Here is a 16,741-nt window from a genome sequence, read left to right as displayed (position 1 = left end):
GGACGACTTGGTTGTGTGCTTCGGGTTCTTGCCCGGCGGGGGACCAGCCCCGCTCGCGCGGGGACGACACTATTTGACCAGCGACTCTAGCAACGGAGACAGTGTTTCTATATTACTTTGAATCTCGTGGAAGGCCTTCGAAGGCGCAGAGTCCGAGGCGGCAGAGGCCTCTTTGACAGAGTGGCGGCCGGGTTACCTGCCCAGTCCGGGCACGGTGCCGCGCCGCCAGTCGGGTAGGGGCCACAGTTCGTCGAGCGCCGGATCGATGCGGTAGAGGTAGTTTGCGAAATTCTGGGCGAGGGTGGTGAGCATCCGCTCCAGCTCTGGCCACGGGACGTATTCGGTGCCGGGGTCAGGTTTCCACCCGGTGTCGGACGTGCAGGTGATCTCGACCAAGTCGCCCAGCATCGCGAATTCGAGATTCCGCTCCAGGTGCGGACTGTAGAAGTCCAGCCCCGCTTCGTCTCCGGCGCGCAGATCCTCGATGAGGTCGGGGGTTTGCTGGAGCACTGCGGCGAGGTCGTAGTCGATGTCGACCGGCCACGAGTTGTCGCCGAACCCCGACACCGAAAACCGGCAGTCCGTACGCGCGAGCGCGCCACAGGTGCCGATGATCAGGGATTCGAAATCTTCCTTCAGCGGCTCGATGTCGGTGATCCGCGGCGGCGCGGTCGGCTGCTGAAGGGCGAGCGTGAAAGGCACTAATCGGCTCCCGGGATGATGGGGTAGGCGGTGTGGTAGGCGCCGCCGATCCTGCTGGGTTTCAGCAGGGCGTGGGTGGCTTGCAGGATCGATCCGTCGGGCATGATCACCGAGCCCAGTCCTTCGGGGAGAGGCACGGTCCGGACCATGTCCAGATTCGGATCATAGACTTCGCGCAGGAACTGCGCGGCTTGGTCGTTGTCGGTCCAGCGTCCTTGCGGGCCGCCTTTTCCTTGGCTGTTCGCGCGTTCGACCAGGTCCTGGGTCGGCCGTCGTGCGCCGTGGCCGTTCTCGTTGTTCAGTGCGTGCCCGAAGGTCTTGCCGCTGTTCGGATTCCAGTTCAGGTCTTCGGCGGGCGGGCATTTCTTCACCTTCGGGTTTCTTCTCGCCAAACCGAGCGGGTCGGTCCACGCTGTCGGGTCATGGACGTAGACGTAGGGGTTCGCGTCCGGTGCGAGGCCCAGCGGGTCGGCGCTGTGGTAGCGGCCGCTTTCCGGGTCGTAGTAGCGCTGGTAGTTGTAGTGCAGCCCCGTTTCGGCGTCGTAGTACTGGCCGGGAAACCGCAGCGGTGTGTCCGTCCGCTGGGCGAGCTGGGACAGCGCGGCTCCCCAGATCGTTCGTTCGGCGTGCCAGGCCAGCTCCCCGGCGGCGTCGACGAGTTCGGTGGGAGTGCCGATGAGGTCGGTGACGATCGAGTAGAACTCGCGATCCACCCACTCCTGCGTGGCGTCGTGGGCCAGGCTCCGCTCGACCTGGGTGACCGGCCGGAAACCGCCGAGTTCCCAGTTCCAGGTCGTGGTGCTGCCCGACGAGGTGGTCTGTTCGGTGAGTACGCCGCCGTCCCAGGTGAAGTCCACCTGCTCGACGACGGTCATGCCGTCGTCGGCATAGCGCTGCTTGGCGATGCGCCGGCCGAGCGGGTCATAGCGGTAGCGCCAGCGCGTGCCGTCCGGTGTCACCACCGCGGTCAGCCGATCGTTCGCGTCCCAGGAATAGCGCCAGGCGGCGGGTTTCGCCGAGAGCCGTTTCTTCTGCCGCAGGACCACCCTGCCCTGGGCGTCATAGGAATACCGCAGGTTCCCGGCGCTGTGCAGCCGGCCGCCGGAGTATTCACGCGGCCCGGCATCCGCCGAACCCGGCCAGGATGCCGAGGTGAGGTTGCCTGCCGGGTCGTAGGAGTAGGTCTCCGTCGAGTTGTCCCGGCGCACGCTGTGGACGCGACCGGCCTGGTCGAACTGGTACCAGCGCGTCCCGGCGAGCCGATCCTCGACAGCTGAAAGGTGGCCACCGGGCTGGTAGCGGTACTGACGCTGCTGGATCAGCCGCGGACGGCGGGTGGGGTCGGCCCGGCCGCCGGTCACCGACGAAATCGTCTGGCTGGTGAGCCGGTCCGCGGCGTCCCAGGTCTGCGCCTGGATCGTGCCGGTGTCCACCAGCCGTTCCACCTCGCGCCCGGCGGAGTCGTAGCCGAAATGAAGGCTGCGACCGGCGGTGTGCAGGGTGGTGACCTGGTCGTTTCCGTTGTATTCCCAGACGCTTTCCGCTCCGGTCGGCGTGCGGCGGTGGACCCGCCTGCCCAGGGGGTCGTAGCGCGAGGTGAGTGTCCGGCCGTTGACGGTCTCGGACAGGACCCGGCCGAGCCGGTCCCGGTCGAACACCAGGTCCGCGTCGGCGTTCACCGCTCTGGTCAACCGGCCCATCGCGTCGAACTCGAAGGTCGCCACCGCGCCGTCGTCGCTGCGTTGTTCGACGATGTTGCCCACTGCGTCGCGGGCGAGCCGCAGGGTTTGGCCGGCGCCGTTGGTGCGGGCGATCAATCGTCCGGCCTGGTCATAGTCGTAGGTGGTGCGCCTGCCGGAGAAGTCAACCTCTTCGACGACGTCTCCGACCGGGTTGTACGCGTAGCGCCAGACCAGCCCCTGCTCGTTGGTCACCGCGGTCATTCGGAGTTCGCTGTCGTAAGAGAATTCGAGCCGTGAGCCGTCCGGCCTGACTTCCGCCGCGGGCAAGTCGAAGTGTGTCGTCTCGATCCGGCTGACCCGGCCGAGCGCGTCGACATGCTCGACCTTGTTGCCCTCGCCGTCATATCGCCACCGTTCGACGGCACCGTCGGGCGAGGTGCGGGAGATGAGCCTGCCGCCGACGGTCCACGCCAGACGGATGGTGTTGCCGAGCGGGTCGGTGGTCGCCATGACCCGGCCGAACTGGTCCCGGTCGTGCCGGGTGGTCGCACCGAGTGCGTCGGTGACTTCGACGACGAGCCCGGCGTCGTTGGTCCGGATCCGCTGGGTGTTGCCGAGTGCGTCGGTCACCGAGGAGAGGAATCCGCGTTCGTCGTAAGCGAGAGTGGTGACACCACCGCCGGGTTCGGTGACCGCGACGAGATTGCCCGCTGCGTCGTACTCGCGGCGCCACACCGCTCCGTCCGCGTCGACGATGGCGACTGGCAGACCGAGTTCGCCGAATTCGGCCGTCGATCGTGTTCCGTCGGGCAGGGTGATCGCGGTCTGGTTGCCGTTGCTGTCGTATTCGTAGCCGGTGGTGTTGCCGAGCGGATCGGTGTAGGACAGCAGCTGGTCGCGGCGGTCCCAGAGCTGGTGGGTTTCCCGGCCGAGCGGGTCGATCTCACGGACCGCCTGCCAGAACTCGTTGAAGTGGTAGGTCCAGCTGTTGCCGAGTGAATCGGTGTAGACGGTGACCCGGTTGCCCGGGTCGTAGTTCCAGCTCCCGGCAAGCGCGTTTCCCGAGCCTTCGGTCCGGACGCATCGGCCGTCGGCGTCATAGTGGTAGCGGTACCACTCGCCGTTGCGGTCCTCCCAGCGTGTGACGCGCCCGTCGGCGTCGTAGTCGAATCGCATGGCCCGATGCTCGGGGTCGAGCACCTCCGTCAGTTGCCGCGCGTCGTTGTACCGGTAGCGCACCAACGTGATCGGTTCGCCGACCGGGTTGTGCAGCCAGATCGCGGTGACCAGTCCGGCCTCGCTGTCGACGCCGAGGTGGTATCCACCGCTGTGCCTGATCCCGACGGGGATTCCCGCAGGATCGTGGTCGACGTCGATCCGATTGCCGTTGCGGTCGACGATCGCGGTGAGCGGGCGCAGTCCGGCGCCGCCGCCGAACTGCAGCTCGCGGCCGGTCGCCGGATCGGTGACCACGTAACCGGTTTCGGTCCGCGCCAACGGCCACCGCGGCCCTTCCCGTGGGAAGACCGGGGTGCCATCGGTGGCCGGCGCGGGATAGATCAGGCGGATGCCGTCCTGACCTGCGAAGTACACGCTGTCTTCGTCGACCTCCACACGCTGATCCAGCGTCGACGTCCAGGAACGGCCGAACAGGCGGCCTACCCGGTACTCCGAGAAGTGGGTGCGCTGGAGCACCAGCGGCAGCACACCACGCAACTCGACGTCGACCTGCGTGGTGAACATCTGCCCGGTGGCAAGGTCGATCGGGTCACCGGAGCCCGGCACGCATTCCTGCTTGCGCGCCTCGGTCTTCGGGTCGCCGCTGTTCTTCTTCATCGACGGGTCGGCGTCGCCGTTCTTGCCACCCGGGCTCTTGCCCGCACCTGGGGCGCCGGTGCCGCTCGGGTGCGTGGTGTCCGGACTGTCGGTCTTCGTGCTGGACGGAGTCGTGCCACTGTCAGGGCTGTCCGGCGAGTGAGCACTGGACGGTGTGGTGTCGCCCTTGGGTGCGTTGAGATCCGGGGCGTCGGTTTTCCTCGCGGCTTTGGCCGCGGACGGCGAGGTGCCGCCACCCTTGCTGAGCTTCTTGCCCAGTTTGGACAGTTTCTCGATGATTTCACCGAGCTTGTCCACGATCTTGCGGATCTTCGGTGCGACGTTGCCGATCGTCTTGACCAGCTTGCGGATGAGATCTGAGACTTTGCTGATCGCCTTGGTGATCGCGGCAGTCGCCTGGGCCGCGACCAGCGGTGTCGCGAAGCCGAGGGTGCACGCCTCTTCCAGTGCCCAGGTGATGAGCTTGCCGACCAGTTCGGCGACGAGGTCCCGCACAGTTTCGCGGACCATGGCCACGACCTGGCCCATCACCATCACACCGGTGGAGATCCCGTCCGCCAGCGTCGCCGCGCCCACTATCGCGTCGGCCTGCTCGGCGACCTCACCGCGGTAGGCCTCGGCCGCGGCGCCCTGCCAGCCCGCAGTGCCGGTCTTGCCCTCATTGTTCATATCGCCGGCGATCGCGTTGACCTCTTTGGCAACGTTCGCCCACGTGTCGGAATACGACTGGATGACCGGTGGATTGCCCGCAAGCCAATCCAGCGCCTCCTTCAGCGGCTGCACATGCTCGATCAGCCACGAAACCCCATACTGGGCCAAGGTCCCGATCGGATCGAGTGCCAGCGATAGGACCTCGAGGCCGACGCCGAGTGCGCCTAGGCCGCCCTCGACCCAAGACCCGTCCTTGACCCCGTTCGCCAGATCGACCGCAGACTCCGCGATCCCGATCCCCGTCACCCCGGTCGTCTGCGACTGAGCCTTCGCGACCAGCGGATTCCCCTCAGGCATACGCCATGCCCCCCTTCTCCCCGGAGTACGACGCAACACGGTTCGGCCGGGTTCCGCAACTCTCCGGAAGGCGTCGAGATCAGAAAATCGGGTACTCACGGTCGGTCCCGCTCGCGCTGGGACAAACTGCTTTGCCTGGGGACGGATACGCGGTGACCTGAGACCCAGCCCCGCTCGCGCGGGGACGACACCATCAGGACGTGGAGTGGTCACAGATCATCGGGACCAGCCCCGCTCGCGCGGGGACGACTACCAAGGCAACGTCATCCGGATCACGTTCAACGGACCAGCCCCGCTCGCGCGGGGACGACATCGCGACCATGCGTTGCTGCCAGCGGGAAAGGGGACCAGCTCCGCTCGCGCGGGGACGACAGTCCCGAAAGCTGCGGGACCGGACCGACTGAGGGACCAGCCCCGCTCGCGCGGGGACGACGTGGCCGCAGGCACCAAGCAGATCTTCGGGCCGGGACCAGCCCCGCTCGCGCGGGGACGACTTGAGGGTGTTGCCTACCTTGTCGAGCGCATCGGGACCAGCCCCGCTCGCGCGGGGACGACTTGGCCACTGCGGCGCTGGCCGTCAGCTTTGTGGGACCAGCCCCGCTCGCGCGGGGACGACGATAAGGCTGAGCGCGCCACCGTTGCAAAAACGGGACCAGCCCCGCTCGCGCGGGGACGACCGCAGCCGGCCGTCGCCCTGCGGGGTGCGGGAGGGACCAGCCCCGCTCGCGCGGGGACGACACGTCCTTGGTGCGGGTGGTCATGATGACCTTGGGACCAGCCCCGCTCGCGCGGGGACGACTGTGAGGCCAAGCATGTCCAGCCACTCCGCCAGGGACCAGCCCCGCTCGCGCGGGGACGACGGTGAAGGCCAAGTGAGTCCGCTCGTTGGCGCGGGACCAGCCCCGCTCGCGCGGGGACGACGGTGAAGGCCAAGTGAGTCCGCTCGTTGGCGCGGGACCAGCCCCGCTCGCGCGGGGACGACCCACCACGCACTCCAGATACTCAGTGTCAACCGGGACCAGCCCCGCTCGCGCGGGGACGACACTACTTGACCAGCGACTCTAGCAATGGGGACAGCGTTTCTGCATCACTTTGATTCCGGAGGGCTGCGGATTCGGATGCGCTGCTTGGGGCGTGTATGTCATGAAGTTGCCCGGAGTTGCGCCATTGGCGGAGGACTCGGCGTCCGTAGTTGTTTGTGCCGGCGATGCGATCGAGTTCGGCGCCGGTCGGTGTTCGGCCTTTCGACAGTTCGGTGGTGTAGTGCGCCCACATCTGCTGCTCGGCGGTGAGTTCCACGGCCGTGGAACCGCGTGTGTTTGAGATCAGCGATAGGTGCCCGGCAGTGGTGGCGTCGGCTGCCAGAGTTTTGGACTCGAGCAGAGGTTCCTGCTGTCGGTTGTCGCGACTGCGCTTGAGCGCGCGGTTGAGCAGCTCGACGGCTAGTAGAAGAGCCAGGGGCGGGCAGGCCGCGACAGCGATCGCCGGTGCATTCAGGATCGGTGCCGCGTCGACGTTGGCGCAGAGCGACAGAATGATCCCGAATGCGAAAGCCAGCCAGGCTTTCCATCGACCGGGACTTCGGGCGGAGCGCCACAGCTCGACGGTGGCGATGGTGAGAAGGCCGTCGACGATCAGCGGCCAGATCGCGGCGGTCGACTCGTCGGCGCCGAACCTCAGCGCGAACTCCCGGCCGTGGCGGTACGAGGCGTAGGCCGCGCCGAGCGCGACCAGGGCCGTGCACGCGCACTGCACCCACAATGCGCGGTCTTGGTTGTTGGTAGTCATCGTGCGTCACCGCCAGTGCGTCGACGGCGTCGTTCGATTTCCACGGTTGCGGAAACTCGCAGCTCACGGGCTATATTGCGGCGTGCGGATGCGGTCCGAGCCAGGTCGGGGGCACTGCACAACGGCGACCTTGGGTTCGGCATGCTGGTTCTGGCCGGCGCGCTCGGCTCGGTTCCGGCGGTCGTGGCGACCGCGACGGCGCAGGCCGGTGCCCGCTCCTTCTCGCTTTAACACTTTTCCGCTCCTGAGCGACTGATGGGCCAACCAGTCGCGCCATGGAGAGGTTTCTCGTGAAAAAGCGATACTTAAGTGCGATTCTCGGTTCGGCGATGCTGTTCGCGTTGGCGCCTGGGGTGGCCGATGCCGTGACGGTGAAGCAGTTCACGGTGGTCAGTGATCCGGCGACCGCGGTGGTCGACCTCGGTGGCATCACGACGCCGCCGCTGCCGGGGCAGCCGCTCACCATTCGCGAAAGCCTCAAAGATCAAAATGGTGGCAAGGCCGGTCGTGCTGCCATTGATTGTGTGGTCGTGGCATTCACTACCGCTGATCTCCTGCTGGATTGTCAGGCTCACTTCGAGCTGCTGGACGGCACTATCGACGGGCACGCCGCTTTCTTGACGTCGCAGCATGACTATCCGGCCGTTGTCCTCGGTGGCACCGGCGCCTATCAGGGCGTGCTCGGGAGTGTTCGGGTGCTCGATCGGGCACCTGGCGATGAGACCTACGTGTTCAACCTGCTGTCACTGGCGTAAGCCTGTGTGGATGCAGTCTCTCACTCATTCATCTCAGTTGACACCATGGCTGAAGGCCGGCCATGATGGTCGTATCAGCTGACATGAATGGCAGTGAGTTACCTACTCACACTGGCTGGTAACTGCGAGGGGAGAAGCAGGAGTGATGAACAGGCTCATCAAGCGTGGACTGGTTGTCGTGGCGTTCGTCGGTGCGGGGGTGGTGGTTCCGGCGATCCAGGTCGGGGCGGCCACCGCGAACGCGGCTGTCATCCAGGAGACGCAGACCTTCAGTGGCTGGGATTTCGGGAACAGCCCGAGCAAGGCGAAGAACAACGCCGTCAAGGACGCGCAGCGGCAGGCGGCGATCGCGGGCTACATTCCGCCCGCGCAGTGTGTGACCACGTTCACCGACTCCAGCCGGTGGGGTCCGGGCTACTACTACGGGACCGCGGTGATCAGCTGTACCCGGTGATGGGCTGAGCGGGGAAGCGCCCGCCGCGGGAACGCGGGCGCTTCCCCGCTCTTTTCAGCATTCGGATTTCGGGATGTAGCCCTGCTCGCAGCCGTACCGGTGCTGGAGTTCGCCTGAGGTCGGGCCGCGGCCGGGGCCGCCGGGATCCAGATAGCCCTGGTATTCGAGGCATGCGGGGTTGAACTTCCCCGCTGTGACCGCTCGCTGACCGCAACCGGGGCCGGACGGCGAGACCGTTCTCTTGGCAGAAGCCTTGAGTGTCGCGGTCGCGGTCACGGGGATTGGTGGTGGCGGCGGAACCGTTGACGAGGTCGTGACGGGCACCTGGGCCGGCGGCGTCGTCGGCCCAGGTGGAGATTGCGGGGCCGTGCAGGCGGAAAGCGTCACGGCGGCCGCCGCGAGCAGGATGCGCTTGGTGAGCACATGACCTAGGTCGTTCACTTGGCGGAGCCGGTTACGACGAATGCCGCGTCGTTGCCAAACCGGCGCTACTGTGAAGTAATGACGCCTTCGGTGACACGGAGGCAGGTGCATGCGGGAAGACGCGAGGCGGTTCGGTTCGCCGGTCGTCATCTTGAGTGCGCTGCTGGTGATCGCGTTGCTCGGCTGGGTCGGGGTCGAGTATCTGCGGGCGCGGTTGGCGAACGGTGGGTGCGAGAGCACCACGCAGGTCAGGATCGCCGCGGCGCCGGATATCGCGCCGGTGCTCACGGAATTGGCTCGAAACCTGCCTGAGCAGGACTGTTTCCATGCCGACGTCGCGTCCGCCGGGTCCGCTGAAACCGCCGAGGCGCTGGCCGGTGGGTCGAGTGGGCTTGATGTCTGGGTGCCTGAGTCGAGCACGTGGTTGTTGCAGGCCAGGGATGCCGGAGCCTGGAATCTGCCTGAATCCGGTCAATCGGTGGCGAGTTCTCCCGTCGTCCTGTCGCTCGATGACGAGACCGCGCGTAAGTACGGCTGGCCCGAGAAGGCGCCTGGGTGGCAGGAAATCCTCGACGGCGAGACCGTCGGGGTGCCTGATCCCAACCGTGATCCAGTTGGCATCTCAGCGTTGCTCGGGGTCAAGGAGCTGAACAAGGACGACGCCTCCTTCATCGCTGCCATGCGGAAACTGGCCGCGCCGGACCCCAAGGTGCTTCCCTCGTCCGAGCAGTTCGCGTTGGGGCACAAGCGGGTTCCGGTCTACGCGAACGCGCCGAGTCTTGACTATCCGTACGTTGTGCTTCCCAAGGCTTCTGAGGCCGGAAGGGCTGGTGCTGAGCGGTTTCTCCGGACGTTGCTCGCGCCGGACGCCGTCAAGGCGATCGCCGACGCCGGGTTCCGGGGTGCTGCTCCGGCACTGCCCGCGGATGCCATGTACTCCGTGCTGCAAGCCTGGGCCGGGGTGAATCTCAGTGCGCGCATTCAGGTTCTGCTCGATGTCTCCGGGTCGATGGCCGCCCTTGTGCCCGGCACTGGACGGTCGCGAATGGATCTCACGCTCGAGGCCGCGACGGAAGGGCTGGGGCTGTTCAAGCTGACGACCGAGCTCGGGTTGTGGTTGTTCTCCACCAAGCTGGACGGGGACAAGGACTACCAGGAACTCCTGCCGATGCGCACGATCGCCGAGCAGGTCGCGGCCGGTGGGGTCGAGAAGCTCAAGGCCGTGCGGCCCAAGGTCGGCGGTGCGACGGGGTTGTATGACTCGATACTCGCCGCTTATCAAAGCGCGCGGCAGAATTGGCGGCCTGGCCGGATCAATCTGGTCGTCGTGCTCACCGATGGGCAGAACGAGGACCGGGACGGGATCAACCTCGACCAGCTCAAGCGCGAACTGGGCAGGCTGCAGGACCCGCGTAAACCCTTGCCTGTCATCGGAATCGGTATCGGTCCGGACATCGACGCGACCGAGTTGCAGGCCGTTTCGGCCGCGACCGGCGGGGAGTCGTTCACCACCGCCGATCCTCGTAAGATCTCCGACGTCTTCTATCAGGCGTTGAGCAAGATCATGTGTCAACCTCCCGCCTGTAAGAAGTGAGGCGCCGTGCTGGTGCGTGAAAGACCCGCGGTCAAGGTACTGTCGCCGCTCACTGTCGCGGCGTTCGTCGCGGCCGCGGTGCCGTTCGGTTTTCACGCCTGGGCGGCGTTGCACGGGAGTCTCGGCCAAGACGACTTCTTGATCACCTATCGGGCCGGGCATGCCGCGCCGTTCGATCTCGGGTACCTTTTCCAGGACTACCAAGGGCATCTCGCGCCCGGATGTTTTCTTCTCACCTGGTTTCTGACCGCCTTGGCACCCTTGAACTTCGCGGTGCTGACGATTCCGCTGCTGCTCATGCAGGCGGCCGCGTCGTTCTTGTTCTGGGCGCTGCTCGTGCGGTGTTTCGGGCGGCGGTGGGCGATCCTGGTGCCGTTCACCGTGGTCACCGCGTCGAATCTGCTGCTGGTGCCCACTGTTTGGTGGGCATACGGCGTCCAGGTGCTGCCGGTACTGCTCGCGATGACCGGCGCGCTGCACGCGCACGTGCGTTATCTGCGTGAGGGTGGACGCTGGGCGATCGGCACGATCGCGTGGACCGTCTTCGGGCTTTCCTTTTACGAGAAGGCCGTCTTCATTCCGGTGCTCGTCGTCGGCGTCACCGTGCTGCTCGGTGAACCGCTGCGCAAGCACCTCAAGCTCTGGGCCTGCCTCGGCGTCGTGCTTGCGGGTTATGTTGTTTTGTTGCTGTCGTTGACATCCAGCCAGGTCGCGCACGGTACCGGCACGGTTTCCGCTGGTACCGTGGCCGATCTGACCGGGCGGATGCTCGCGGACACGCTACTGCCAGGGCTGCTCGGCGGGCCGTGGTCCGGTCCGGGGCCCGGTGCGACGTGGTCGCCTTCGCCGATCCTGGTGAGCGTCGGCCTGCTGATCGGGCTGCTGGTACTGGTGATCGCGGCCGGGCGTCGCACCGGCCGTCGTGCTTGGCAGGCTTGGGTCTTGCTGGGGTTCACCTTCGCCGTGGACGTCGGACTGGTGGCGGCGACGCGGCTCACCGATGTCGGACCGGGGCTGGGCAACGATCCGCGGTATGTCGCCGAGCTGGCGTTGATCGCCGCGCTGTGCGGGTCGTTCGCGGTGCTGACGCCTGGCGAGACCGGCGGGGCGCGGGAACGGCCGGTCGCGATCGTCCTCTGTGTACTGTTGCTGGCGAGCTCGGCCGTGACTTTCCCACGGCTCGCGCCGGCATTGCGGTTCGCTCAGTCGCGGCAGTACATCGCGAACGTCCGCGCCGCCGTCGAAAACGACTCGGAACTGGTGCTGTACGACACTTTCGTGCCGCGTGACGTGATGCACGAATGGTTCGCCGACAATTCACGCGCCTCGCGGGTGGTCGGCCTGATCCCCGGCACGCGGTTCGATCAGGCCACCGTGAAGATGCACCTGCTCGACGACACGGGCAAGCCGAAACGGATCATCGGCGTCGACCCTGTCGCCCGCGGCCTGCCTGGTCCGGCGCCGGATTGCGGCACGGTCGTCGGTGAAGACCTTGTCCGCATCCCGCTGGACAAACCTGTGCTCGGCCGCAACCTGCTCAAGATCGAGTACTTCACCTCCGACGGCGGCGAAGGCTTCGTCGACCACGACGGCGTGCGTACGCCGGTGTGGTTCCCGCCGGGCGTGCATGCGGTCTACGTGCCCATCGAGGGGCTTTACGACAAGGTCGGCCTGCAGCTTTCGGGCAAGGGCGCGCCGATCTGCGCCGCGAAGCTCGAGATCGGGAAGCCGATCACTCAGTAAGGGTCGTACGGGCTGTCGTGGCCGGCCAGCCTGGCCACAGCGCGCAAGCGCAGCCGCAGCAGCACTTTGATGCAGACGTTGCGGAAGAACCATGGCAATTGGGCTAATGTGCGCAGCCGATCGGCCGAAGTCGGCTTGCGCAACTGAAACCGGGCGAGCGACGTCGCACGGTCCACATAGGCGTAACGCCGTCCGAAAAGGACCTTCGCGATCGTGCCGAGTGTGACACCGATCGACGAAAAGCAGTCGTGGACCAGGATTTCTCCACCCGGCGGAAGATGCGCGGACCAGCGCAGATCGTCGGTGTATGTCCAGTAGTCGTGCTTGCCGTCGATGTAGAGCAACTGGATCGGACGATCCCAGCCAGGCCGCAGTTCGGTGCTGTATCCGGCGACGAGCTCGACGACGTCGTCCAGTCCCGCGGCCGTGATGTTCGCCTCGAACCGTTGGCGTGTCGGGGATCCACCGAACAGCTTGCCGTCGACGAACGGGTCGACCGCGATCACCGTGGCGCCGACCGTGCGCGCGGCGGAGCCGAGCACGACCGTCGATCGGCCCTGGTGGCTGCCGATTTCCACGATCACGTCGCCCTTGCCGAGCCTGCGCGCGGCATTCCACAGCGCGAGGCCCTGGTCCCTGGTCATCCAGCCCTTGACCGGTTCCGCGAGCGCCCACGCGTGGCCGAAGTCGTCCGCTGTATGTGTCCGCTCAGAAGAGATAGCGCACCTGCCTAGGCCGCTGGGAAAATCGTCGGCCCATCGTAGCCACGTTTCCGCTTAGTATCTACCGGATGGTAACAATGGCCGCGCGGACCGAGGGCAGTGTCGAACGGGCACCGCGGCGGCTGCTGCGTGGGCCGAGTACCTGGATCGTGCTCGGGCTGACCGTGCTGTCGTTCGTGCAACGGCCTGGCAAGACGACTTTCGACACGAAGCTCGACTTGTCGGTTGATCCGCTGAATTTCCTCGTGCGCGCGCTGCATCTGTGGAACCCGCAGGCGACCAGCGGGGAACTGCAGAACCAGGCCTACGGCTACCTGTTCCCGATGGGACCGTATTTCGCGCTGTGCCGGGCGGCCGGGCTGCCGGTGTGGATCTCGCAACGCCTGTGGTGCGCGATCCTGCTCTCGGTCGCGTTCGGTGGCGCGCTGCTGCTCGCGCGTGCGATGGGCATCGGCACCGAGCGGGCGCGGCTGGTCGGCGCGCTCGGGTACGCGCTGGCGCCGCGCATGCTCACCGAAATCGGCCCGCTGTCGGCGGAAATGCTGCCCGCGGTGCTGTTGCCCTGGGTGCTGTTGCCGCTGGTGCGCGCGGACCGTATCGGGTCGCCGCGCCGCGCCGCCGGGTTTTCCGCTGTCGCCGTGCTGTGCATGGGCGGTGTGAACGGCGCCATGGTGGTCATGGCGCTGGTGCTGCCCGGTTTGTGGCTGCTGACCCGGTTCTGGACGACGGATCATCTGAAGCTGGTGCTGTGGTGGATCGCGTTCGTCGTCGGCGCGACGCTCTGGTGGATCCTGCCGCTGCTGCTGCTCGGTGAATACAGCCTGCCGTTCCTGAACTACATCGAGTCCGCGACCAACACGACCGCGCCGATGTCGTTGTTCGAGGTGCTGCGCGGGACGAACCAATGGGTCGCCTACGTCGTGCAGGGAACGCCATGGTGGCCAGCCGGCTGGACGTTGATCGACAATCCGGTGCTGATGGCGGTGACCGGGCTGGTGGCCGCGGTCGGGCTGTTCGGGCTCACGCGCGCGGCGCTGCCGGAACGCCGGTTCCTGGTGCTGGGTGTGCTCGTCGGGCTCACGCTGCTCACCGTCGGGTATGTCGGCACGCTGGACAGTCCGCTCGCGGAACCGGTACGGCATCTGCTCGACGGGCCGCTCGCGCCGCTGCGCAACGTGCACAAGTTCGAGCCGGTGCTGCGGCTGCCGCTCATGCTGGCGTTCGTCTACGGCATCTCGGGTCCCGTGCACGCGGCCCGCCGCTGGGCACGCCCGGCGCTCGGCCTGCTGCTGGTGCTGGGGATGGCGGCGCCCGCGTTCATGCTGACGCTGCGCCCAGGCCCGGGCTGGGACGACGTGCCCGGCTATTGGCACGACGCGCTCGCGTATGTCGCGAAGGCCGACGCGCGCGCCCGCACGCTGATGCTGCCCGCGACCGGCTTCGGCGAGTACGAGTGGGGCCGCACGGTGGACGAGCCCGCGCAAGCGCTCGCGTCGAGTCCCTGGGCCGTGCGCAACCAGGTCCCGCTCGGGTCCGAGGGCAACACGCGGCTGATGGACACCGTCGACGCCGCACTCGCCGACGGCAGGGGAGACCCCGGCCTCGCGCCGTTGCTCGCGCGGTCCGGGTACCGGTTCCTGTTGCTGCGCAACGACATTGACCGCCGCAAGCTCGACGCGCCCGCGGTGTCGACACTGCGCTCCGGGCTCGCCGGTTCCTCCGGCATCGGCAAGGCGGCGACGTTCGGCCCGCTGGAGATCTACGAGGTGCAGCGCGAGGTGCCGACGGTCACCGCGACGTCCACAAAGGATGTTCCAACGGTCAGCGGTGGCCCCGAGTCGTTGCTGCCACTGCTCAATTCGGGTCAGCTCGACCCCACGGCGCCGACCGTGCTCACCGGCGACGGCGGCTCGCCCGGCGGTCCCCGGTATGTCACCGACGGCCTGCGCCGTGCCGAGCGGAATGTCGCCGGTGTGCGCGACAATCTCAGCCAGACGTTGACCGCGTCCGAGTCGCCGAGACTGGATCGTGCGGCCAGCGATGTGCTGCCGTTTCCCGGGCGGCAGCATCAGACGGTCGCGGCGTATCGCGGGATCCGCTCGGTCACCGCGTCGACGGCGGCCTCGTTCGCCGACGCGTTCGGCAGCGCGGACCCGAGTCATCAGCCGTTCGCGGCCATCGACGGCGACTCGCGCACGGCGTGGCATTCGTCGTCGTTCACCGGCCCGATCGGCCAATGGCTCGAGGTCGAACTCGACACACCCAGGCTGGTCAACGCGATCGACCTCGAAATGGTCGAGGACATCCGCGTCGGCTGGCCCGCCACCCGCATCCGCGTCACCACCGACGCGGGCTCTGTCGAACAGCAGGTCGCGCGCGGCGCGGGCCCGCACAGTTACCCGACCGCGCCAGGCCTCACCCGCAAGGTCCGGATCACGCTGCTGTCGCTGGTCGTCGGCAGGCAGGACGGCAACGTCGGCATCGCCGAGCTCAAGATCCCCGGCACCGATCCGCAGCGCGCCCTCGAAGTGCCGTCCGACCTGCCCGCCGGCGACGTCCCCGGCTTCGCGTTCACCAGGGGCGCGCAGCCGCGCTACGCCTGCGTGACCGACGACGGACACGTCCGCTGTGACTCCCAGCTGGTCCGCCAAGGCGAGGAACCCGGTGGTGTACACCGGCTGTTCGGCACCTCGGCGCGTACTTCCTTCGTGTTCGGCGGAACCGTGGTCCCGGCTTTCGACGCGCGGAGCCCGTTGACGTTGCCGGGCGTCCAGGTCTCGGCGACCTCGCAGCTCGGCGGCGATATCGCGGCCTCGGGTTTCGCGGCGGTCGACGGCGATCCCGCGACGGCGTGGATCCCGGATCTGACCGATTTGCGGCCGACGCTGACTTTCGACTGGCCGGAGGAGCAGCGGATCTCGTCGCTGCGTGTGGCCGTTGACCCGCTGGGGACGGCCAAGGCGCCGCCGCGGCTCGAGCTGTCCACTGATTCGGGCAGTCAGATCGTGGAGCTGGTCGACGGGGTGGCGACGTTTAGTCCACTGGAGACCAAGCAGTTGAAGATCAGCATCGTGGCGTCCGACGATGATCGGCGGATCGCGTTCGGGATCGGAACGTTGTCCTTTGACGGGCTGCCGAGTCCGGAGACCTCGTTCACCGTGCCGTGCGGGTCCGGGCCGAACGTCCACCTGGACGGTCTCGACTATCACACGTCAGTGCAGGGCACGCTGGCCGATTTGACCGCACACCGGCCGCTCGCGTTGCGGACCTGCCCGGACTCGGAAGGCGGAGTCGACCTCGCGCCGGGCGGGCACGAGGTCCGGACCGATCGGTCGGATTCGTTCGTGGTGCAGGATCTCTGGTTCCGCCCGGTCGACGCCGTCGTCACGCCCGTCGAACATCGTGCGGTCCAAGTGTCCACATGGGACGCCACCTCGCGCGAGGTCACGGTCGCGCCCGGCGCCGAAGCGGTGCTCGCGGTGCCGGAGAACGCCAACGCCGGATGGGTGGCCACGCTGGACGGCCGCCCGCTGGCTCGCACGCGCGTGGACGGTTGGCAACAGGCTTGGATCGTGCCCGCGGGGGCGGGCGGGGTGGTGTCGCTGACGTTCACCCCGGACTCGACGTATCGGATGGCTCTGCTCGTCGGGGCTATCGCGGTCGCGTTGTTCCTGCTGGGTGCGTTCCTGCCCGCGCGACGGCGGCGGATCACGGTCGAGCCCGGCGGGGCGAGTGTGGCCGCGGTGGGGATGATCGTGGTCTTGGTTGTCCTGGGTGGGATGTTGCCGGTGGTGCTGCTGATCGTCTGCCTGCTCGGGCGGCAGTTCAGTGAACGGGTGCCCAGGGTGCTGGCGATCGGGGGGATGGTCGTGGGTACCGGGGTCGCGGTGACCGGACGGTTGCTGGGGCATGGGCAGGACTGGGCCTATGGGCTTGTCACCCAGGGTGCGCTTTTGCTGGCGGCGGCCGCCGTGGTCGCGTGTTGTGTCGACTGGTTCGGGGCGAGGAAGGCTTGAACGAAACCCGAGTTTTGG

10 protein-coding genes and 2 CRISPR repeat arrays (1 of these 12 only partly in view) are annotated in these 16,741 nt (G+C 67.2%); of the genes, 5 read left to right on the top strand and 5 right to left on the bottom strand.

Annotation, left to right across the window (positions count from 1 at the left end; genetic code table 11):
* Nucleotides 1-68: a CRISPR direct-repeat array (repeat unit 29 nt; unit sequence GGGACCAGCCCCGCTCGCGCGGGGACGAC); it reaches 513 nt to the left of the window's first position.
* Nucleotides 69-192: 124 nt separating this feature from the next.
* From ACFV15_RS16255 to ACFV15_RS16245, 3 genes are all read right to left on the bottom strand, one after another.
* Nucleotides 193-702: a hypothetical protein gene (locus tag ACFV15_RS16255; protein WP_378351252.1), complete on the bottom strand. Its 510-nt coding sequence runs from the start codon at nucleotides 700-702 to the stop codon at nucleotides 193-195.
* A complete protein-coding gene (locus ACFV15_RS16250) occupies nucleotides 702-5,228 on the bottom strand; it encodes an RHS repeat-associated core domain-containing protein (protein ID WP_378351251.1) in 4,527 nt (1,508 codons plus the stop codon). The genes ACFV15_RS16255 and ACFV15_RS16250 overlap by 1 nt, the downstream gene beginning before the upstream one ends.
* Nucleotides 5,229-5,388: 160 nt before the next feature.
* Nucleotides 5,389-6,271: direct repeats of the CRISPR family, unit length 29 nt; unit sequence GGGACCAGCCCCGCTCGCGCGGGGACGAC.
* A gap of 1 nt (nucleotide 6,272) precedes the next feature.
* Nucleotides 6,273-7,016 (bottom strand): DUF2637 domain-containing protein, encoded by a 744-nt coding sequence (locus ACFV15_RS16245; RefSeq protein ID WP_378351250.1) that lies wholly within the window; start codon nucleotides 7,014-7,016, stop codon nucleotides 6,273-6,275.
* A 290-nt stretch (nucleotides 7,017-7,306) separates the two neighbouring features.
* Between ACFV15_RS16245 and ACFV15_RS16240 the strand changes: the two genes are divergently transcribed.
* Both ACFV15_RS16240 and ACFV15_RS16235 read left to right on the top strand, forming a co-directional pair.
* Nucleotides 7,307-7,771 carry a hypothetical protein gene (locus ACFV15_RS16240; RefSeq protein WP_378351249.1) on the top strand — a complete coding sequence of 155 codons (465 nt, stop codon included), beginning with the start codon at nucleotides 7,307-7,309 and terminating at the stop codon, nucleotides 7,769-7,771.
* Nucleotides 7,772-7,916: 145 nt separating this feature from the next.
* On the top strand, nucleotides 7,917-8,225 hold the full coding sequence (locus tag ACFV15_RS16235; protein ID WP_378351248.1) for a hypothetical protein: 309 nt from the start codon (nucleotides 7,917-7,919) through the stop codon (nucleotides 8,223-8,225).
* Nucleotides 8,226-8,279: 54 nt separating this feature from the next.
* Here the strand turns inward: ACFV15_RS16235 and ACFV15_RS16230 are convergent, their stop codons facing one another.
* On the bottom strand, nucleotides 8,280-8,666 hold the full coding sequence (locus tag ACFV15_RS16230) for a hypothetical protein (RefSeq protein ID WP_378351247.1): 387 nt from the start codon (nucleotides 8,664-8,666) through the stop codon (nucleotides 8,280-8,282).
* Nucleotides 8,667-8,757: 91 nt separating this feature from the next.
* Between ACFV15_RS16230 and ACFV15_RS16225 the strand changes: the two genes are divergently transcribed.
* Entirely contained in the window at nucleotides 8,758-10,242 is a 1,485-nt protein-coding gene (locus ACFV15_RS16225; protein ID WP_378351246.1) for a substrate-binding and VWA domain-containing protein, read from the top strand.
* Between the two features lie 12 nt (nucleotides 10,243-10,254).
* A complete protein-coding gene (locus ACFV15_RS16220) occupies nucleotides 10,255-11,985 on the top strand; it encodes a hypothetical protein (RefSeq protein WP_378351245.1) in 1,731 nt (576 codons plus the stop codon).
* Here the strand turns inward: ACFV15_RS16220 and ACFV15_RS16215 are convergent.
* Nucleotides 11,979-12,629 (bottom strand): class I SAM-dependent methyltransferase, encoded by a 651-nt coding sequence (locus ACFV15_RS16215; RefSeq protein WP_378351244.1) that lies wholly within the window; start codon nucleotides 12,627-12,629, stop codon nucleotides 11,979-11,981. The genes ACFV15_RS16220 and ACFV15_RS16215 overlap by 7 nt on opposite strands.
* Nucleotides 12,630-12,775: 146 nt before the next feature.
* On the opposite strand from ACFV15_RS16215, the gene ACFV15_RS16210 reads away from it, so the two are divergent.
* Nucleotides 12,776-16,723 carry an alpha-(1->3)-arabinofuranosyltransferase gene (locus ACFV15_RS16210; protein ID WP_378351243.1) on the top strand — a complete coding sequence of 1,316 codons (3,948 nt, stop codon included), beginning with the start codon at nucleotides 12,776-12,778 and terminating at the stop codon, nucleotides 16,721-16,723.
* The last annotated feature ends 18 nt before the right edge of the window (nucleotides 16,724-16,741 follow it).

This window comes from Amycolatopsis sp. NPDC059657 (assembly GCF_042734395.1).
Classification (GTDB): Bacteria; Actinomycetota; Actinomycetes; order Mycobacteriales; family Pseudonocardiaceae; genus Amycolatopsis.
Note: the sequence above shows the minus strand (reverse complement) of the source record. Positions and strands in the feature narration are given on the sequence as shown.